This is a genomic window from Bacillus sp. BD48, assembly GCF_046566805.1.
GTDB lineage: Bacteria > Bacillota > Bacilli > Bacillales > Bacillaceae > Bacillus > Bacillus safensis.
Window position 1 is genome coordinate 322,068 of sequence record NZ_JANGFM010000001.1, and the last position, 20,007, is coordinate 342,074.

At 43.1% G+C, this 20,007-nt stretch carries 22 protein-coding genes; 1 reads left to right on the forward strand and 21 read right to left on the reverse strand.

Translation table 11 applies throughout. The annotated features are described in order from the left end of the window. Positions 1-25 precede the first annotated feature (25 nt). From rnc to ACLGGR_RS01665, 11 genes are all read right to left on the reverse strand, one after another. Positions 26-769, reverse strand: coding sequence for a ribonuclease III (rnc, locus tag ACLGGR_RS01615; protein ID WP_008344850.1), 744 nt, complete (start codon positions 767-769; stop codon positions 26-28). A gap of 181 nt (positions 770-950) precedes the next feature. Further along, positions 951-1,184 (reverse strand): acyl carrier protein, encoded by a 234-nt coding sequence (gene acpP, locus ACLGGR_RS01620; RefSeq protein WP_034317822.1) that lies wholly within the window; start codon positions 1,182-1,184, stop codon positions 951-953. Positions 1,185-1,265: 81 nt separating this feature from the next. Then, positions 1,266-2,009, reverse strand: coding sequence for a 3-oxoacyl-[acyl-carrier-protein] reductase (gene fabG / locus ACLGGR_RS01625; protein WP_024424196.1), 744 nt, complete (start codon positions 2,007-2,009; stop codon positions 1,266-1,268). Continuing rightward, positions 2,009-2,953, reverse strand: a complete 945-nt coding sequence (gene fabD / locus ACLGGR_RS01630) for an ACP S-malonyltransferase (RefSeq protein WP_410972377.1) — start codon at positions 2,951-2,953, stop codon at positions 2,009-2,011. Before fabD ends, fabG begins: the two co-directional genes overlap by 1 nt. Positions 2,954-2,968: 15 nt before the next feature. Further along, on the reverse strand, positions 2,969-3,967 hold the full coding sequence (gene plsX / locus ACLGGR_RS01635) for a phosphate acyltransferase PlsX (RefSeq protein ID WP_410972378.1): 999 nt from the start codon (positions 3,965-3,967) through the stop codon (positions 2,969-2,971). A 14-nt stretch (positions 3,968-3,981) separates the two neighbouring features. Next, on the reverse strand, positions 3,982-4,548 hold the full coding sequence (fapR, locus tag ACLGGR_RS01640) for a transcription factor FapR (protein ID WP_024424199.1): 567 nt from the start codon (positions 4,546-4,548) through the stop codon (positions 3,982-3,984). A 112-nt stretch (positions 4,549-4,660) separates the two neighbouring features. Then, positions 4,661-6,709, reverse strand: a complete 2,049-nt coding sequence (gene recG, locus ACLGGR_RS01645; RefSeq protein ID WP_142944769.1) for an ATP-dependent DNA helicase RecG — start codon at positions 6,707-6,709, stop codon at positions 4,661-4,663. Continuing rightward, the gene (sdaAA, locus tag ACLGGR_RS01650; RefSeq protein ID WP_024424200.1) at positions 6,687-7,589 is read right to left on the reverse strand and encodes an L-serine ammonia-lyase, iron-sulfur-dependent, subunit alpha; all 903 of its coding nucleotides are present in this window, start codon (positions 7,587-7,589) and stop codon (positions 6,687-6,689) included. Before sdaAA ends, recG begins: the two co-directional genes overlap by 23 nt. 20 nt (positions 7,590-7,609) lie before the next feature. Continuing rightward, positions 7,610-8,272, reverse strand: a complete 663-nt coding sequence (gene sdaAB / locus ACLGGR_RS01655) for an L-serine ammonia-lyase, iron-sulfur-dependent subunit beta (protein ID WP_024424201.1) — start codon at positions 8,270-8,272, stop codon at positions 7,610-7,612. A 148-nt stretch (positions 8,273-8,420) separates the two neighbouring features. Next, positions 8,421-10,094: a DAK2 domain-containing protein gene (locus ACLGGR_RS01660; RefSeq protein WP_142944768.1), complete on the reverse strand. Its 1,674-nt coding sequence runs from the start codon at positions 10,092-10,094 to the stop codon at positions 8,421-8,423. 15 nt (positions 10,095-10,109) lie between these two features. Then, positions 10,110-10,472: an Asp23/Gls24 family envelope stress response protein gene (locus tag ACLGGR_RS01665; protein ID WP_048239670.1), complete on the reverse strand. Its 363-nt coding sequence runs from the start codon at positions 10,470-10,472 to the stop codon at positions 10,110-10,112. Between the two features lie 271 nt (positions 10,473-10,743). On the opposite strand from ACLGGR_RS01665, the gene rpmB reads away from it, so the two are divergent. Continuing rightward, entirely contained in the window at positions 10,744-10,932 is a 189-nt protein-coding gene (gene rpmB, locus ACLGGR_RS01670; protein WP_003212514.1) for a 50S ribosomal protein L28, read from the forward strand. A gap of 69 nt (positions 10,933-11,001) precedes the next feature. Here rpmB and spoVM read toward each other — a convergent pair whose 3' ends face one another. From spoVM to def, 10 genes are all read right to left on the reverse strand, one after another. Next, complete coding sequence (gene spoVM, locus ACLGGR_RS01675; protein WP_008354550.1) at positions 11,002-11,082, reverse strand: stage V sporulation protein SpoVM; 81 nt, start codon at positions 11,080-11,082, stop codon at positions 11,002-11,004. Positions 11,083-11,153: 71 nt separating this feature from the next. Continuing rightward, on the reverse strand, positions 11,154-11,798 hold the full coding sequence (locus tag ACLGGR_RS01680) for a thiamine diphosphokinase (protein WP_410972379.1): 645 nt from the start codon (positions 11,796-11,798) through the stop codon (positions 11,154-11,156). A 60-nt stretch (positions 11,799-11,858) separates the two neighbouring features. Then, positions 11,859-12,509, reverse strand: coding sequence for a ribulose-phosphate 3-epimerase (rpe, locus tag ACLGGR_RS01685; RefSeq protein WP_410972380.1), 651 nt, complete (start codon positions 12,507-12,509; stop codon positions 11,859-11,861). Positions 12,510-12,512: 3 nt separating this feature from the next. Further along, positions 12,513-13,409 carry a ribosome small subunit-dependent GTPase A gene (gene rsgA / locus ACLGGR_RS01690; RefSeq protein WP_410972381.1) on the reverse strand — a complete coding sequence of 299 codons (897 nt, stop codon included), beginning with the start codon at positions 13,407-13,409 and terminating at the stop codon, positions 12,513-12,515. A 12-nt stretch (positions 13,410-13,421) separates the two neighbouring features. Continuing rightward, positions 13,422-15,377, reverse strand: coding sequence for a Stk1 family PASTA domain-containing Ser/Thr kinase (gene pknB, locus ACLGGR_RS01695; protein WP_410972382.1), 1,956 nt, complete (start codon positions 15,375-15,377; stop codon positions 13,422-13,424). After that, the gene (locus tag ACLGGR_RS01700) at positions 15,371-16,141 is read right to left on the reverse strand and encodes a Stp1/IreP family PP2C-type Ser/Thr phosphatase (protein ID WP_034281746.1); all 771 of its coding nucleotides are present in this window, start codon (positions 16,139-16,141) and stop codon (positions 15,371-15,373) included. The genes pknB and ACLGGR_RS01700 overlap by 7 nt, the downstream gene beginning before the upstream one ends. Positions 16,142-16,144: 3 nt before the next feature. Beyond that, positions 16,145-17,227: a dual-specificity RNA methyltransferase RlmN gene (gene rlmN / locus ACLGGR_RS01705; protein WP_410972383.1), complete on the reverse strand. Its 1,083-nt coding sequence runs from the start codon at positions 17,225-17,227 to the stop codon at positions 16,145-16,147. A 3-nt stretch (positions 17,228-17,230) separates the two neighbouring features. Continuing rightward, positions 17,231-18,574, reverse strand: a complete 1,344-nt coding sequence (gene rsmB, locus ACLGGR_RS01710) for a 16S rRNA (cytosine(967)-C(5))-methyltransferase RsmB (RefSeq protein WP_410972384.1) — start codon at positions 18,572-18,574, stop codon at positions 17,231-17,233. Next, the gene (gene fmt, locus ACLGGR_RS01715; protein WP_410972385.1) at positions 18,561-19,514 is read right to left on the reverse strand and encodes a methionyl-tRNA formyltransferase; all 954 of its coding nucleotides are present in this window, start codon (positions 19,512-19,514) and stop codon (positions 18,561-18,563) included. The genes rsmB and fmt overlap by 14 nt, the downstream gene beginning before the upstream one ends. Positions 19,515-19,519: 5 nt before the next feature. Next, positions 19,520-20,002: a peptide deformylase gene (gene def / locus ACLGGR_RS01720; protein ID WP_267586227.1), complete on the reverse strand. Its 483-nt coding sequence runs from the start codon at positions 20,000-20,002 to the stop codon at positions 19,520-19,522. Positions 20,003-20,007: the final 5 nt, after the last annotated feature.

A 20,007-nucleotide genomic window follows, 5' to 3' on the forward strand; every position in this document is an offset into this window, starting at 1 on the left:
ATCCCCCTGAATAACGAGGGGGATTTTATTGGTTCATATGATGTTTCTGCAATTTAGCAAGTGCTTCCTGTGCAGCGTGCTGCTCTGCTTCTTTTTTAGAGCGTCCATTTCCAATTCCAAGCACTTCACCTCGAAGGGATACATTTGCTTCAAATTCCCGGTTATGTGCAGGCCCTTTTTCATGCAGGATGCGATATTCAAGCACACCTTTTCCATCGCGCTGTACAAATTCTTGCAGCTGGCTTTTAAAGTCCATAACGTGCGAGAATGCTCCATCGTTAATTTTCGGATAGACGTACGCTTCTAGGAAACGTTCAACTGGCTCAAGCCCCTGATCTAAATAAAGTGCACCGATAAACGCCTCAAATACGTCCGCTAAAAGTGCTGGGCGTTTTCTGCCGCCTGTCATTTCTTCGCCTTTTCCTAAAAGTACAAGGTCTCCGAAGGACAGCTCATGCGCTAGTGATACAAGTGACGGTTCACATACGATCGCCGCTCTTAGTTTCGTTAAATCTCCCTCGCTCATCGCTGGATATTTCGCAAATAAGAATTGAGAAATGGTCAATTCTAAAACAGCATCTCCTAAAAATTCAAGTCTTTCATTATCCTCGTATGGCTTTTTCCGGTGTTCATTCACATAAGAGGAATGGGTAAAGGCCTGATATAGAAGCTTTTCATTTTTGAAGTGTACAGAAATGCGCTGCTGGAATTCTCTAAATTGCTCTAGTTTTTTGCTCTGTTTCTGTTTGTCTTTATATTGTTTTGGCATAGCAACCTCCAGGTAGGCGTAATCGCCTTTAAGGATACTGATTATATGGAGTCTCTCTTTCTACATGCAGGGAAACATTGCTCCCAGCATCTGAAAAAGGCTGACAATTGATCAGCTGAATGTGTTGAAACTAACATAAATTTTCAAAGTCCCGTCAAAAGTAGACGGGACTTTGTTACACTTATTGCTGGTTATTTATGTAGTTCACAGCGTCACCGACTGTTGCAATTTTTTCAGCATCTTCGTCAGAAATTTCCATATCGAACTCATCTTCAAGTTCCATAACTAGCTCAACTACATCAAGGGAATCAGCGCCTAAATCTTCTTTAAATGAAGCTTCCATTTTCACGTCAGCCTCATCAACGCCAAGGCGGTCTACAATAATTTTTGTTACACGCTCTAATACGTCTGCCATTGCCTTTCACCTCCCCTCAAAGTATTATAGTTGAATTGTTTTTAAAAAACTAGAGAAAACCTAATGAAATTTTGATATTTCTTAGGACATGACCATCCCGCCATCTACTTGGATGGTTTGGCCTGTAATATAACCTGCTCCTTCTGAAGCTAAAAAGACAACGACGTTGCTAATATCTTCAGGTGCACCAAAGCGTGCGAGCGGAATTTGCTTGAGCATTTCCGTCTGTACATTTTCATCAAGCTTGTCAGTCATATCTGTTGAAATAAAGCCTGGTGCTACTGCATTAACTGTAATATGACGGGTTGCCAGCTCTTTTGCTGTTGTTTTCGTTAATCCGATGACGCCAGCTTTTGCTGCAACATAGTTTGCTTGTCCAGGGTTCCCACACACACCAACGACTGAAGCCAAATTGATGATTCTTCCGCTTCGCTGCTTCATCATTTGACGTGTTACGGCTTTTGTACAGTTAAAGACACCTTTTAAGTTTATGTTAATGACATCATCCCATTCATTCTCTTTCATTCTCATGAGCAGGTTGTCCTTTGTGATCCCTGCATTATTCACAAGAATGTCAATTGAACCAAAGGTATCAATCGCTTGTTTCATCATGGCTTGTACTTCTTCAGCATTTGAGACATCAGCTTTCACAGCAAATGCCTGCTGGCCGAGTGCTTTGATTTCATCTACGACTTCATTTGCTTTTGCTTCGTTTCCAGAATAGTTCACGACAACATTTGCACCACTTTTCGCTAGATCGATCGCGATGGAACGGCCAATCCCGCGTGATGCTCCTGTTACAACGGCTGTTTTATTTGTAAGCATCAAGAATCCCCCTTCAATGTTTGAATGGCTGCTTCAATTGTTTCTTGATCTGAAACGGAAATCGTCGTCAGGCGGCGATTCACTTTTTTCACAAGACCTGAAAGCACTTTGCCAGGACCAATTTCAATAAATGTTGTCACACCTAAATCAATGAGGCGTTCCACACTTTCTTCAAAACGAACTGGAGAATACAGTTGTTCAATGAGCTTAGTCTCAATGTCATCACGAGATGTCACGATATCTGCTGTTACATTTGAGATGACCGGTGTTTTCGCATCCGTAATGTCCAGCTTTGACAGAACATCTGTAAATTTTTCAGCGGCTGGTTTCATTAATGCAGAATGGAAAGGTCCGCTCACTTCAAGGGCAATTGCACGTTTTGCGCCTTTTTCTTTCGCTTTCTCTGAAGCAAGTTCTACCCCTTTTGCTGTACCAGAGATCACGATTTGACCAGGACAGTTTAAGTTAGCGAGTTCTACAAGATGACCGCTTTCTGTCACTTCTTTTGTCACTTCTAAAAGTGCCGCTTTGTCTAAGCCGAGAATCGCTGCCATGGCGCCTTCTCCTGCTGGGACAGCTTCATTCATTAACTCTCCGCGCTTTCTAACTGCATAAACAGCATCTTTAAACGAAAATGCGCCTGCTGCAACGAGGGCAGTGTATTCACCAAGACTGTGTCCTGCTGCATAATCTGCTTTGATTCCGCTCTCTTCAAATTTCTTTAAGATGGCGATACTTGTTGTTAAAAGAGCTGGCTGCGCGTTAAAGGTGAGCGTCAGTTCTTCTGCATCCCCTTCAAAAATCATAGAAGATAAGTCAAACCCGAGGGTCTTGTCTGCTTCTTCAAAAACAGCTTTAGATTCTGCTGCTTGGTCAAATAAATCTTTTCCCATGCCAATTTTTTGAGAGCCTTGGCCAGGGAATAAAAATGCAATTTTAGTCATGCTGCTTTACCTCCATTAAGACTCATTCGTTGTTTCTTTTTGGACTTCTTGATGAATGATGGCTGAAACGTCTTTTTCTACGATATCACGTGCCTGACGAATTGCATGGAAAATGGCAATTTCGTCAGAGGAGCCGTGCGCTTTAATGACAGGTGCCTTTAAACCAAATAAAGCGGCACCGCCATATTCGGAGTAATCCATTTTAGATTTCATCTGCATTAATTTCGGCTTCATCATGCCTGCTGCTATTTTTGCTGTAAAACTGGATGTTAATGTTTCTTTCAGCATTTTAAAGACAGAAAGGGCTGTGCCTTCAATTGTTTTAAGCGCAATATTTCCTGTGAAACCATCTGTGACAACAACGTCAGCAACACCTTCTAATAAGTCACGAGACTCTACATTTCCTACGAAATTCAAGTCTGATGCTTTTAATAATTCAAAAGTTTTTTTCGTTAAATCGTTGCCTTTTTTATCTTCTGTTCCTACATTTAACAGTCCAACACGCGGATTGCTCTTCGGGAAAACACGCTCTGCGTAGATTGATCCCATCATGGCATATTGAACGAGATGTTCTGGTTTAGCATCAACGTTGGCGCCAACATCTAGTAATAAGAAGCCGCTGCCATCCAGTGTTGGCAAAGTTGGGGCAAGTGCAGGTCTGTCAATACCGTCAATTCTGCCTACGATAAACAGTCCAGCTGTCATGAGGGCTCCAGTATTTCCTGCTGAGATGCAGGCATCTGCTCGTCCTTCGGATACTTCTTGCGCCATTTTCACCATAGATGAATCCTTTTTACGTCTAACTGCACGTACTGGTTCATCCGTCGGTTCAATCACTTCTTTTGCATCTAAAATCGTGATGCGATCGTTGTTTGTTATGTATGGTTTGATTTTGCTTTCATCGCCGACAAGTGTAATCTCGATATCTGAAAATGCTGTTAAGCTTTTTTGCACACCGTCAATAATGGCTTTAGGGGCATGATCTCCCCCCATTGCATCGACTGCAATTCTCATATTACTGCCACCTTTTACTTTTGTTTTGAGCGATACATGACGAAGTCACCTGAGAAGACAACTTCCTCACCAACATAGCTGTTTACTTCAACTACGGTTCTTCCTTTTTCTTTATCATGTGAGGCTACTTTAGCTTTAGAGACAACTCTTTCGCCTTGTTTCACCTGCCTTGTAAACCTGATATTCGCTTTTGCTGTTAAAGCCAGTTCATCGTCGATGACGGCAACTGCCAGCGAATTTGCCTGGGCGAAGAGATGATGTCCCCTGGCAATTTGGTTTCGGCTGAATACATGCTCTTTTCTCACTTCTAAAATGGAAATGGCTTGGTCATCAAGCTCTACATCAATCATTTCTCCAATCACTTCATCCAGTGGAAGTGACTTTACTTCATCCTCTAATGTCTTTTCGGCCACATGCTTAATTCTTTCGCGTAATTCAGGGATCGACAGCTCTAAACGATCAAGACGAACCGTTTGTATGCTGACACCGAATTTACTTGCCAATTCTTCATCAGTAATGAATGGAGTCGAGCTGATCGTTTGCTGGAGAAGCTTTTGACGTTCTTTTTTATTTAGTTTCATATGCAGACACCATCCGTACATTTATGACTAGGTACTAATAGTAGTATATAATCTCATAGATGATAAATCAATCCTTGTTTCAAAAAGACAAGAAAATTCCTCCAGCGTTTGATCAGCTTAATTTATCTCCGCCCAGCACACCACTGTCTATCAGCGTTTGCCGGAGTTCTTTGTATTCAGGATCAGTCCAAAAAGCGTCCGATTGAACAAGGTCTGCCGCATCTTTTCTAGCCGTTTCCAGTGCTCTATAGTCATGAACCATATCTGCTACCTTAAATTCTGGCATCCCGCTTTGTTTTTTACCGAAGAAGTCGCCAGGTCCTCTTAGTTCTAAGTCCTTTTCAGACAGTTCAAAGCCATCGGTTGTTTCGGACATGATCCGCATCCGCTCTTTCCCCGTTTCGGATTTTGGATCAGCCATTAAAATACAAAATGATTGATGCTCTCCTCGTCCGACCCGGCCTCTTAGCTGATGAAGCTGAGACAGTCCGAAGCGGTCTGCATCATAAATGACCATGATGGTTGCATTCGGCACATTGACCCCGACTTCAACGACTGTGGTTGAAACGAGAATTTGTACTTCATTTGCAGTAAAGGCTCTCATGACCTGATCTTTTTCATCACTCGCCAGCTTCCCATGCATTAAGCCGATCGACCACTTGCCGCGGTACGCCTCAGTGAGCATGCTATGGACATCAAGCGCATTTTGGACATCAAGCTTATCTGATTCTTCAATGAGCGGACAAATGATATATGCCTGTCTGCCTTTTCTCAGCTCTTTATCCACAAAAGCAAGAATTCTCTCAAGCATGTCATGCTTCACCCAATACGTTTCGATTTGTTTTCTGCCCGCTGGCAATTCATCGATGACGGAGACGTCCATTTCTCCAAAGACAGTGATCGCAAGTGTTCGCGGAATAGGTGTGGCAGTCATAAACAAGACATCTGGGTCCTGCCCCTTGCTTCTTAGTTTTTTCCGCTGCTCTACGCCAAACCGGTGCTGTTCATCTGTGATGACAAGACCGAGCTGCTGAAATTCGACTTCATCTTGAATGAGTGCGTGGGTGCCGACTAATATGTCAATCTCGCCTTCTTTTAAACGTTCAAGCAATTCTCTGCGTCGCTTTCCTTTCACAGAGCTCGTCAAAAGGGCGATATTCAGTCCCCATTTTTCAAACAGCTGGTAAAGCGAATCGGCATGCTGTTCTGCCAAAATTTCTGTTGGGACCATTAATGCACCTTGAAAGCCTGATAAATGAGCGGCATAAAGCGCAATGGCTGCAACAGCTGTCTTCCCTGAACCTACATCTCCTTGGAGCAGCCGGTTCATTCGATATGGAGACGCCATGTCCGACATGATTTCGTCAAGCACTCTTGATTGTGCCTTCGTCAGTGGAAATGGCAGGCTGTCAACAAACTCAAAAACAGCCTCTTTGGAAAACGGATGCTGGATGCCTGATGTTCTCTCTCGTTCTTTCTTTCTAATCGCCTGCATCTTCAGTTGAAAGATGAGAAATTCTTCGTACACAAAACGGCGTCTTGCTTGCTTGAGCGAGTCTCTTGTTTCTGGGAGATGAATGGTTTTTAATGCTTCCTGATAGGACATGAGTTTATAGGCAGAGACAAGCTGCGTTGGCAATGGATCTTCAGCTTTATCTGCATAAAGTGACAAGGCTTGTTTTACAAAACGCCTCATCATCTTCACAGTTACATTTTCTTTTACTGAATAAACGGGCTCAATACTGCCATCTTGCTCGTGCGTCCCTTTTTTGAATTCCTGCACCATGATCGATTGACGGTTTTTATCCCATTTTCCTGTAACGGAAACTGTATCACCTAACACAAGGCTTCGTTTTAAATATGGGCGATTGAAGCAAATTGCTGTAATGAGAAAACGCCCGACAAGCAGCCTGAATGTCAGCCTGCTTCGTTTTTTGCCATAGTACGTGAGAACGGGCTCACTATGTACTTTCCCTTCAACTGTGACACGTTCGTCATGCCTTACTTCTTCTAAGTTACGAAGCTCATAGTCGTCATATCGATAAGGAAAGTAGCCGAGTAAATCGGCTACTGTGTAGATTCCAAGTTCATTGAGTGTTTTTTCGGTTTCCTCTCCAATCCCCTTTAGGACAGAGACACTATCTTGCAGTTTCTGTATCACGAGATGAGGTCACACCTCCGAAAATCTTCTTTTCAAGCTCTCTTGCTGTCGGTGTCGCAGCGAGTCCGCCTTGTGCTGTTTCGCGAAGAGCCGTTGGCATCGTTTGACCGATTTTGTACATCGCATCAATGACTTCATCACATGGAATGCGGCTTGTGATGCCAGCAAGAGCCATGTCTGCTGCGATCATAGCGTTAGATGCACCCATTGCATTTCGTTTCACGCAAGGTACCTCGACAAGTCCCGCTACTGGATCACAAACAAGTCCAAGCATATTTTTGAGTGTAATCGCCATCGCTTCAGCAGATTGCTGCGGTGTACCGCCTGCCATTTCGACAATAGCTGCTGCCGCCATACCTGATGCAGAACCTACCTCTGCCTGACAGCCGCCTGCTGCACCGGAAATGCTGGCGTTATTCGCCACAACAAAACCAAATGCGCCAGAAGTAAATAGGAATCTGACCATTTGTTCCTTTGTTGGCTTTAATGTTTCTTTTACTGCAAATAACGTACCTGGTACAACACCTGCTGAGCCTGCTGTAGGCGTTGCACAAATGGTTCCCATTGCGGCATTGACTTCATTTGTTGCAACTGCTTTACTGACAGCATCTAATATCGTATGACCAGACAGCGTTTTGCCTGATGCGATATAGGCTTGAAGTTTGACCGCATCTCCGCCTGTTAACCCTGATAATGATTTCACACCCTTCAGCCCGTTTTCAACGGCCTGCTCCATCACTTCTAGGTTGCGGTACATCTGGGAGAAAATTTCTTCACGTGACTTCCCTGTCACTTCCATTTCTTGCACAATCATAATTTCTGAAATGGAGGTATTCCGTTCTTCTGTTAGCTGCACGAGTTCTTTGACGTTTTTAAACATCATTCATAACCTCCTTGTTGTTACTCTGCAATTTGTGTGACTTGAATAATGTTTGGCAGCGTTTCAAGCTCTGATAGGACAGCTGGGTCAATATTTTGATCCACTTCAATGGTCATCAGTGCCTCTTGCCCGACATCTTTACGCGCCACTTCCATATGACCGATGTTGATGGCGAATTTCGCTAAGACATTGGCAACTGCCGCAATCGTCCCGTAGCGATCGTTATGAACCACAAGAATGGCTGGATGATTCCCTGAAAGCCTGAGCTCAAACCCATTTAATTCTGTGATTTCAATTTTACCTCCGCCGATGGAAATCCCGATTAGTTCAAGGCTTCCGTTCGCATCTGAAATCTCTACTTTTGCTGTATTCGGATGTGCCGGCACTGCCTCTTCTTCTTTAAATTCAATATCGATCTCTTTGCTTTTTGCAATATCGATCGCTGTTTTGATTCGTTCATCAAATGTATCAAAGTCAAGAACACCGCCGATAATGGCGACATCTGTACCGTGTCCTTTATACGTATCTTTAAAGGAACCATAAAATGAAACGACAATTCGTTTCGGTTCTCTTCCAAATAAGCTGCGAGCTACTCTTCCGATACGAGCCGCACCCGCTGTGTGCGAACTTGATGGACCAATCATGACGGGTCCAATAATATCAAACACACTTCTAAATTTCATAGGTCTTCCCCTCTCATAACCACTCGCGTATGGTTTGGTTCTTTCTTTAGACTAATGGATTCATTCGTTTCCCGCAACTCATTTCACCGTTGAATGGCTAGTAAAAAATTGCAAAAGAAGAAGAAGGGCTTCATTTGCCCTTCTTTCGTTATTCAACCGCCAAAATATATGAATAAAGAGGCTGTTTTCCATCGTGGACTTCAACTTCTACATCTTCAAATGTTTCTTCAATAAAGGCTTGTAACGCGTCCATCTCATCAGATGATGCATCTTCCCCTTTAATGATTGTGACAATCTCATCATCTTCTGTCACCATTTTGGTGAGAAGTTCTTTTGCTGCATCTAATTGATTTTTCGCTGTTAAGGTGATTTTCCCGTTGAACAGACCCATATAGTCACCTTTCGCAATATCGATTCCATCAATTTGAGTATCTCTCACTGCAAAGGTAATCTGCCCGCTTTTCACATGGTCAATCGCTTCTAGCATCGCTCTTTCATTGTCTTCATTTGAAGCTGCTTCATTGAGAGAAAGAAGTGCCGACATTCCTTGAGGAACGGTCTTCGTCGGAATGACAACGACCTCACGACTTGAGACAGTTGCCGCCTGTTTAGCTGCCATGACAATATTAGAATTATTAGGTAAGATAAAGACGGTTTCGGCATGTACGCTTTCTATTGCTGTGACAATGTCTTCTGTGCTCGGATTCATCGTCTGCCCGCCTTCAATGACGACGGAAGCTCCGATGCTTTTGAACAAGTCAGCAATTCCTTCTCCCATTGCGACACTGACAACGCCAAAGCGCTGTTTTTCAGCAGCAGGTGCTTTTGGTGCAGCAGGCGCGTGTTCTCTCTCTTCGTTCACGATTGAGCTATGCTGCTCTCTCATGTTTTCAATTTTCATATTAATTAAGCTGCCGTAGCGCTGTGCATATGATAAGACATCTCCTGGCTGCTCTGCATGAATATGAACTTTCGCCAGTGTATCGTCAGACACCACAAGAAGTGAATCTCCGAATTCACTTAAGTCTTCTCTGAAGGCATTCTCATCAAAGGACTGTTTGTCTTCTTCAAATTTCACCATAAATTCAGTACAGTAGCCAAATTCGATATCTTCTGTGTTCATATGGCTTTGCGCACTTTTATGATGCTCTGCACTAACGAGTTCTTTTAGCGTAGGTAAAGAAGCTGATTTAGGAGGAAGCTCTTCTCCTCTTAATGAAGCAAGGAAACCTTCATATACGCATAGAAGTCCTTTACCTCCACTATCGACAACACCCACTTCTTTTAAGACAGGAAGCAGATCCGGCGTTCGATCAAGTGATGCTCTTGCTTCCTCAATCGTTAACTCTAAAACGCGGTCAATTTGATCTTCTGCTGCTGAAACAGCAACCGCTTTCTTTGCTGCATCCTTTGCAACTGTTAAGATGGTTCCTTCAATCGGTTTCATCACGGCTTTATATGCTGTATCAACACCCGCCTGTAAGGCAAGGGCAAATTCTTTTGCATCTATCGTTTCTTTTTGTTCAATATGTTTACTGAAACCTCTAAAGAGCTGTGACAGAATCACGCCTGAGTTTCCTCTTGCACCCATCAATAACCCTTTTGACAGGGCCACGCCGACCTTCCCAATATGATCGGTGTTTGTTTCTTCAACTGCTTTGGCCCCTGAAGTCATCGACAAATTCATATTTGTCCCCGTGTCTCCGTCTGGCACTGGAAAAACATTTAACGCATCAACAATTTGTGCGTTTTGAGAAAGATGGTGAGCACCTGCAAGAATCATTTTTGCAAATGAGCGGCCATCAAGATTTCTAATAGACAATATATTTCCTCCTTACTACGGGTTCGTAACTTTTACTCCTTGTACATAGATGTTGACCGAGTCAACAGAAAGTCCAATTGTGTGAGAAATCGTGTATTTGACTTTCGTTTGAACATTATGTGCGACTTCTGATATTTTTGTACCGTAGCTGACGATGATGTACATATCAATATGAATGCGGTCTTCTTTTTGACGCACAAGAACACCCCGGCTGAAGTTCTCTTTGCGGAGAATATCCGTCAAGCCGTCCTTAATTTGATTTTTGGACGCCATGCCAACAATACCATAGCAATCGATCGCAGCGCCTCCTGCCACCATTGCAATGACTTCATTTGATATATCAATTTGTCCGTATTTCGTTCTAAGTTCAATGGACACATTGGTTCCCCCTTTTTGAGAAATTGCCCTGAGTTATCACTATTTTACTATAAGACCCTTCTTTTTAAAAGAAATCATTCAATCCGACCCAATCCTACTTATACTATAGCCTTGATTTTTTATCAAGATGTCAAGGTATTTTTCTTGAAAGAGGAGTAAACAATCCTTGCAAACCCCTTGAAGCTGTGGTAAATTATTAAAGTATCTTGAGGCATCTCTAAGTACGTAGATGAAGATTATGATGATGTTTTCGCAGTTAGGAGGGAAACAAATGGCACGTAAATGCGTTATTACAGGCAGAAAAACAAAAGCTGGGAACAACCGTTCTCACGCAATGAACTCTACAAAACGTACATGGGGCGCGAACCTTCAAAAAGTTCGTATTCTAGTGGACGGTAAGCCTAAAAGAGTATATGTATCAGCTCGAGCTTTGAAATCTGGTAAAGTTGAGCGTGTATAAGCAAGAGTAAACGCCTGCTACAATAAACTGTAGCAGGCGTTTTTATGTGGAAATAAAGGAGAATACTCATTAATCTTTTTTAAATGAACCAAGCATCGCACGGACAATGCCGCCAAGAAATCTAGGCAGTTTGATTGTATAAAATTTCATTTTGTCCCCCTCCTAAAAGTACCGCTTGCAGCACAATTGAGCTTAATCAGCCATCCACATTGATAGGTTGGTCAATCTTTGCTTCTTACCATTATTAATATGCCTTCATGAAAAGAAAAAGTACCATTTGAGTGGATGAGTTCGTTACTAATACATAGTGTGGAACCAGGCTCAATATGACAATTTTTCAGAGGATATTTGAAACCTTTTAATGTCAGCCTTTCAACCGATGTCCCAAAGGGCAGAAACGACACATATTTTTTATCCGGGTCTTCTTTTATTTCGTATGTACCAGGTTCAAACATTTGAATGATATTTTGCTTATCTACAAGAGTGATGATCTGCTTGTGCTGAATGCCTTTATATAGAAGGTGAATATTTCCTAGAAAGTGATCAGCCCTTCCTCCTGTAATGCCGTAGATGTGAATATGCACAGGGTGCTGGCGCATGGCCCAGTTCAGCGCAAGCTCTAAATCGGTTTCGTCTTTTTCAGCCTGAAATACATTCAGAGCAGGCAATTTCTTTTTCAGCTCGCGAAGCTCTTCTTCTGTCACACTGTCAAAATCACCAAAAGCCTTGGCAGGCATGATGCCGTGCTCTAGTAAAAAGAGCGTCCCCCGGTCTACACCGACCCAGAGAATATCGTCCTGTGATGCTTCCTGTTCAAGGGGCGGGATGTATTCAAAAGGACCGCCGGCTACGATATGTATGTGCATGATATACGCTCCTCTCCATGTAAAAAGAACCAAAGATCAGAGTGACTTTGGTTCCTTTTTTTACGCTTCTCGAATGGCCTGAATGGCTGCTGCGCGGTTGTCTTTACCGTATACCGCTGAGCCGGCCACAAGTAAGTTAGCGCCCGCCTCTTTACAGCTCTTTGCAGTCTCTACATTGACACCGCCGTCTATTTCTATAAGTAAGTCTGATAAGCCCTTTTGTTCACTAAGTGTCTTCACTTCTTTTACCTTCGTGAGGACAGATGGAATAAACGCCTGTCCGCCAAAACCGGGATTCACCGTCATGAATAAGACAAGGTCTACATCCTCTAATACATGCTCAATCTGAGAAACAGGTGTATGCGGGTTCAAGACGACGCCTGCTTTTACACCTTGTTCTTTTATGTGCTGTATCGTTCTGTGCAAGTGTGGACAAGCCTCTACATGGACAGAAATAATGTCAGCACCTGCTTTTGCGAATGCAGGTATATACCGGTCTGACTGCTCAATCATTAAGTGAACATCGAGCGGCAGCTTTGTATGCGGTCTGATCGCTTCCACAACATTCGGCCCAAATGTGATATTCGGTACAAAATGACCGTCCATCACATCGATATGAATGTAATCCGCTCCGCCTTGTTCCACATCACGGATATCTTTCTCCAAATTGGCGAAATCTGCTGATAAAATGGAAGGGGCAATATAAACCATGATTTAGTACCTCGGCTTTCTGTCTTTGATTTCAGTTAAAAACTCTAAATAATGCTGATAGCGATACGCTCTGATTTGCTCTTGTTCGACCGCATCTTTTACCGCACAGCCAGGCTCTTTCACGTGCAGACAGCCTCTAAACTTACAATCAGCACTCCGCTCTTTGATTTCTAAAAAGTAAAGACCTAAATCTTCCGCTTCGATGCCGGTAAATTCGAGAGAGCTAAAGCCAGGTGTATCTGCAATGAGCCCTTCTGCTGTACGAATGAGTTCGACATGTCTTGTCGTATGCTTCCCTCTTCCAAGATGGGATGAGATATCATTGGTTTTCAGCGCCAAATCAGGACTCATCGCATTTAAAAGGGAGGACTTGCCTACACCAGACTGACCGGCAAATACAGTGATTTTATTGTGAAAATGCGGGGTCAGCTTTTCAATTCCGTCTCTCTCAATCGTGGATGTTAAATGAACATCATACCCAATTCGCCGGTAGTCCTCTGCATAGCCTTGAATACTTTGACGCTCTTGATCTGTTTTCAATAAGTCTATTTTTGTGATACAGATAATCGGCTTAATATCATTTGCTTCCACCAGCACTAGAAATCTGTCTAAAAGCGATGTGCTAAAGGTTGGTTCTGTCGCAGAGAAAACGAGTACCGCTTGATCGACGTTACTAATAGGCGGACGAACAAGTTCATTTGTCCGCTCTTTTACTTCTAATAAGTAGCCTTCTTTATCGTTGTCCGCTTGATATACGACATAATCTCCAACAAGAGGTGTGATTTTATTTTTTCGAAAAATGCCTCTCGCTCTGCACTGAATCACTTTTCCACTTTCTAGAGACTCATCGAGCACATAATAAAATCCGCTTAATGCTTTAATAATTTTGCCCTCAGGCATAAAGTCCCTCCTTTATTCATCGTCAGGGTATTCGATCGTTTTAGAGCTTACGACCTTATCATCAACTGTCACTTGATAGTATCCTTTTTGACCTGGTTCAATCTTAAATTTAATGGTCCGTTCAGTTGGTGCAGTGATATTAAAGGTTTCATATGAATCAGAAATGCTATGCTCAGCATCGTCAATGGAAATCTGAACAGTCATCTCTTGCCCTTCTGTCGCTGGTTCATACGGGATGGCAATCTTCTCAGTCACCGTTTTAGCCGGTTTTTCTTTCGGTCCAAGTGAGAAGGTGATCTTAACCGTATCACCTGGTTTAACAGCAGTACCAGCTCCCGGTTCCTGCTTCATTACCTCACCTTTTGGCACATCGTCAGAATACGCTTCTTTTTCATCAAGCTTTAATCCGTTATCCTCTAAATAATTCGATGCAGCCTGTTTACTATATGTCGTTAAATCCCGCAATGTAATATCGGCAGGACCTATGCTGACCGTCAACGTCACTTCTTCATCTGCTGCCACAAGCTCAGTACTCGCTGAAGGTTTCTGTTCCATGACAATCCCAGATTCGGTGTCATTATCATTTACTTCCTCCACAACAACTTGCTTAAACCCTTTTTTCTCTAATAATTCTTTTGCTTTATCGACCTTTTCACCTGTTACGTCAGGTAATTCGGTCTTTTCCTTGCCCGTACTTTGATAAAGCTGAATCTCGGTTCCTTCTTTTACCTTTGTGCCGATTTTCGGGTCTGTTTTGACGACAAGCCCTTTTTCAATTTTTTCATCAGCAATCTCAATTGGTTCAGAGGCGACGGTAAAGCCAGCTTTCTTCAAGGTGTCCTCGGCTTTTTCAATCGTCATGCCAGATACATCAGTGACCTCAACATCTTTTGGAAAGAGCAGCCCCGGAAACACAGTGATGGCTAAAATGGTCGCAGCTGTCAGAATAAACAGGATGGATGCCACAACCCAAGGCCATTTTTTTCGTTTCTTTTTCGGCTTTTGTTTCTCTTTTTTCTTCGGTTTTTTCACCGGATGGACAGCTGTTTTTTCATTGTCTTGATCGACTTGATGATCTTGAATGATTGGGATCGCTTTCGTTGCTTCATGATCCTCTTCAATGACAAAGCGTTTTTCTTTTAGTCTTGAAGGATCGAAAGCAGTTTGTAAATCTTTTTGCATTTCAGATGCATCTTCATATCGATAAAATGGATCTTTGGCCATCGCCTTTAAAATGATGTTTTCCACGCTTTGTGGAACAGATGGATTCCACCTTCTCACAGATGGCGGCTCTGATTGCAAATGCTTCAGCGCAACACTGACAGCTGATTCTCCTTCAAATGGCATGCGTCCAGAAATGAGTTCATAGAGCACAATTCCAAGTGAATAGATGTCTGACTTTTTCGTCGCAAGACCTCCGCGTGCTTGTTCTGGAGACAAATAGTGCACGGATCCTAGGACAGAATTTGTGTGGGTGATGGTCGCTGAGCTGAGAGCTATGGCAATCCCAAAATCAGTGACTTTAATATTCCCCATGTTGTCTATTAATATATTGTGAGGCTTAATGTCCCGGTGGACGAGCTGTTTCGCATGGGCTTCTTCCATCGCCGCAACGACTTGCTCCATAATGCGTACGGCTTCTTTCGGATGAAGCGGGCCATTGGCGTGTATGTATTCTTTCAGCGTCATCCCCTCGACATATTCCATGACAATATAATAAATGTCGTCTTCTTCCCCTACATCGTAGATGCTGACAATATTTGAATGATCTAAGCTTGCGGCTGATTGCGCTTCACGCCGGAAACGTCTAATAAAATCATCATCGCTTGCAAAGTCAAAGCGCAAAATTTTAATCGCGACTTCGCGATCTAAAATCATATCCTCCGCCAAATAAACGTTTGCCATTCCGCCTCCGCCTATGACGCGAAGAATCTGATAACGGCCGCTGATCCGTTTTCCGATCAACACTTGCTGTCACCCTCCTCTGGCTGGGAGGAGATTTCTAACAATACTGCTGTAATGTTATCTTCACCGCCGTTGTCATTCGCTGTTTGGATTAACGCTGTTACTTTTTCATCTGGAGCGGTCGTTTGCGTTAAAATATGAATCAAATTCTCTTCTTCTACTTTATTTGATAAACCATCTGAGCAAAGCAGGATTTGATCTCCTGGGTCCACTTCAAAGGTATGTGCATCAATTTGAACGTGTTTATCTGTTCCTAATGCTTTCGTGAGCACATTTTTTCTTGGATGATATTCTGCATCCTCTTTAGAAATTTCACCTGTTTTCACAAGCTCATTTACAAGTGAATGGTCATCCGTTAGCTGGGTCAGTGCTCCTTCTCTTAGCAAGTAGCAGCGGCTGTCTCCAATATGGGCAATTGTGACCGTTTGCAAATGAACGAGCGCACAAACAATGGTTGTCCCCATTCCTTGGCATTCCTCATTGTTTTTCGCATGTTCATATACTTGATCATTAATGTCACTAATTTTTGAGATTAACCAGCTTTCTTGCTCTGCTGGTTTTGCTGGAATTGAAGATGTTTCTTCCCAGTATTCTTTTAAAGAAGAGACGGCCATCCTGCTGGCGACATCACCAGCAAGATGACCTCCCATTCCATCTGCTACAACAGCTAGAAGGGTGTCTTCTTTTGCTTCAAAAATACCTGCATCATCTTCATTATGCTGACGGACTTTTCCTGTATCGGTTTGAAAGGCTGCCCTTATCAACATTCGTCACCCCGTCTCTTCCTGACGCTCCTTCGCTCTTAGCTGACCGCAAGCAGCATCAATGTCATGGCCTTGCTCTCGTCTAATCGTTACGTTTACGCCGCGTTCTTTCAGCGTTTTTTCAAATAGGAAGATTTGTTCTCTCGGTGTTCTTACATAATCCCTTTCCGGTACATAGTTCACCGGAATGAGGTTCACGTGGCACTTAATTCCTTTTAATAAGTCTGCAAGCTCTTCTGCATGATGTACTTGATCATTTACTCCGCCAAACAGGCCGTATTCAAAACTGACACGTCTTCCTGTTTTTTGAATGTAGTATTCAATGGCTTCCATTAATTTTGGCAGCTTATATGCCTTATTGATCGGCATCAGACGGCTTCTGATCTCTGTGTTTGGTGCATGCAGGGAGACAGCAAAATTGATTTGCATTTGCTCATCAGCGAATTGATAAATCTTTGGAATGATTCCGCTTGTCGACACTGTAATATGACGCGCACCAATATTTAAGCCGTTGTCATGGTTGATGATTTTAAGGAAAGCAAGCATTTCGTCAAAGTTATCAAACGGTTCGCCAATTCCCATGATGACAACCGAGCTGACTCTCTCATCTGTTTCGTCTAGTGCCTGCTGCACTTTCAATACTTGAGCAACGATTTCTCCTGCTTCAAGATTTCGTTTCAACCCGCCAAGTGTAGATGCACAGAATGTACAGCCAATTCGGCAGCCAACCTGAGTTGTGACACAGACAGAGTTGCCGTATTCGTGGCGCATCAGCACTGTTTCAATGGTATAGCCATCATGTAATTCAAATAAAAACTTGATCGTTCCGTCTTGAGACGTTTGTTTGATCACAGTTTTTAATGTGGTGATCGTAAATTGATCTTTTAATTTCTCTCTTAAATCCTTTGAAAGGTTAGACATATCGTCAAAGGATGTCACACGTTTCTCATAAAGCCACTCGAAAATTTGAGCTGCGCGGAAAGGCTTTTCGCCTTGTTCTTTTAACCATTCTTTCATTTCGTGAAGCTCAAATGAGTAGATCGACGGCATATCTGTCTTCAGTTCTTTTCTTACTTTTTGTTCTGTCATTTTTTATCCCTTCTTTCTCATGCTGCAAATAAAGAAACCATCTGTTCCGAAATAATGAGGAAGAATTTGTACACTTCCGTTTTGAACAAACGGAGCAACCTGGTCAGGCAGCCGTTCATTAAGAGATAGATCGGGTTCGAAGTCTTGGTGTTCTTGTAAAAACGCATGAATCACTTGTTGATTTTCTGTTGGGTCCATTGTACACGTACTGTATACAAGGGTTCCGCCCGGTTTTAAAAGCGGAGCTGTTTCTTTTAAAATTGCCTGCTGAATTGCAGCAAGCCTTGCTGAGTCTTCTTTAGACTTTGTATATTTCATATCTGGTTTTCGTCTAATGACGCCAAAACCAGAACACGGCGCATCAATGAGAATACGGTCAAACGAAGCCTCGCTGTAATAGTCTGCGGCTTTCCTTGCATCAAGTGCTTTTGCCTCAATGTGAGTCAGGTTCAGACGTTTTGCTGCTTGTTTGATGAGTTTCACTTTGTGTTCATGTAAATCAAGTGAAACAATTTTGCCCTCATCATTCATACGTTCTGCAATATGTGTTGATTTTCCGCCAGGAGCCGCACAGGCGTCAAGCACAGTTTCTCCCGGCTGAGGGTCGAGCGCTCTTGCGACAAGCATGGAGCTTTCATCTTGTATCGTAACATAGCCTTCTTGAAAAGAAGGAGTTGAGACGATGGACCCTTTCATGAGCTTGAGTGCATCTTGTGATAAGTCGCCAAGCTCCGTTTCGATGCCTGCATCCATTAGTTTTTGCTGCAGTGCCATGCGGTCAGTTTTCATTCGATTGACGCGAAGGGTTTGCTTTGGCGGCACTAAATGAATGCGGCACATGCTTTCTGCCGCTTCTAATCCGTACGCCTGAACCCATTCCTGCACAAGCCATAATGGGTGGCTTGTCTCAATGGAAAGCCGTTTTACGGGATCTTTGATCGCATCAAATGCCGGAACGCCTTCTCTTTGTACGGAACGAAGAACACCGTTCACAAGTGAAGAAATCCCTTTGTGCCCCCGTTTTTTCGTTAGCTCAACAGCTTCATGAATCGCTGCACGATCTGGGATTTTTTCAAGGTACACCATTTGATAAAGAGACATCCGTAAAAGCTGCATCACCCACGGAGCTACCTTTTGCGGTTTTTTCACAAAGGGCGTCAGCATATAATCTAATGCCAGCTTATTTTGCAGTGTACCATACACTAGCTCTGTTAACAGCGGTTTGTCCTGATCAGCTAAGTCTTTATCTTTCATAACTGACTGCAAAAGCAAATTACTGTATGCTTGGTTTTGTTCGAGTTTGATTAAAGCGTCCAGCGCTACTTCTCTCACATTACTTTTCTTCATTTATTAACCCTAATTTCTGCCCAATTTCGATATTTGCGCCTCTTAAAAAGTCTTCGCCGCTCATTTTTTTCTTACCAGCTGGCTGCACACCTGTTAATAAAAGGCCTTGCTCATTCCCAGTTCCAATGACCGGACCTTCTTTTTGAAGCTCAATCACTTTCCCAGGTTCTTCTTGCGCTTGAAGCGGAACCTTTTTCGCTTCCCATACTTTTAGATGAGCGCCGTTCCATTCAGTATAGGCAACTGGCCAAGGATTTAAGCCGCGGACTTGGTTGTAAAGCTCTTCGCCGGTTTTTGTCCAGTCTAATCTTTCTTGCTCCCGCTTAATGTTTGGTGCGTATGTGGCGGCTTCTTCATTTTGCGGAATCGGGGAAATAGACCCGCTTAGAACATTTGGCACCGTATCTTTTAGCAGTGCGGCACCTGCTGCACTTAATTTGTCATGCAATGTTCCCACATTGTCTAATTCATCGATTTCTACTTCTACTTTACTGATCATGTCACCTGCATCAAGTCTTTCCACCATGTACATGATGGTAACGCCTGTTTTCTTTTTGCCTTGAAGGATCGCATAATGGATCGGCGCGCCGCCTCTTAGTTCTGGCAGCAGCGAGGCATGAACATTGATACAGCCAAACTTAGGTTCATCGAGCAACCGCTTTGGTAAAATTTGTCCAAATGCCGCTGTGACAATTAAATCCGGCTGTAATGCAAGCACCTTATCAATTTCTTCATCAAGGCGTACCTTTTCAGGCTGCAACACAGGAATGCTGTGCTTTAAGGCTTCCACTTTCACAGGAGGCGGTGTAAGCACTCGTTTTCTTCCTTTCGGGCGGTCTGGCTGCGTGACAACCCCTACAACTTCGTATCCTTCTGTTATAAGAGTTTGCAGCACAGGTACTGAGAAATCAGGGGTTCCCATAAATACGATACGTGCCATTTTCTTCACCCTTCCATTTCCGCAAGTTCTTTTTCTGTATAGGTTTCAATGATCTTTGACGTAAATAATATGCCGTCTAAATGATCAATTTCGTGCAATAAAGCTCTTGCTAAAAATCCGTCTGCTTCTATTGTAAATGGTTTGCCTTTCTTATCAAAGGCTTTTACCTTCACATAGCTTGGTCTCTCTACAGTGCCGTATAAAGATGGAAAGCTCAGGCAGCCTTCAATATCTGTTTGACTTCCTTCTACTTCAAGCACCTCGGGGTTCACTAAATCAATTCTGCCAGATTCTTCTCCGATATCTACAACAGCGATTCTTTTTGAAATACCGATTTGTGGTGCTGCTAGTCCAACTCCATCCAGCTCAAGCATTGTATCATACATATCATCCAGCAGTTTTTTAAGCTTTTTATCGAACGTATCGACACGCTCCGTCTTTTGTTCAAGCACTTCTGCCGGATGTATGACTATTGGTTTTACTGCCACTGATA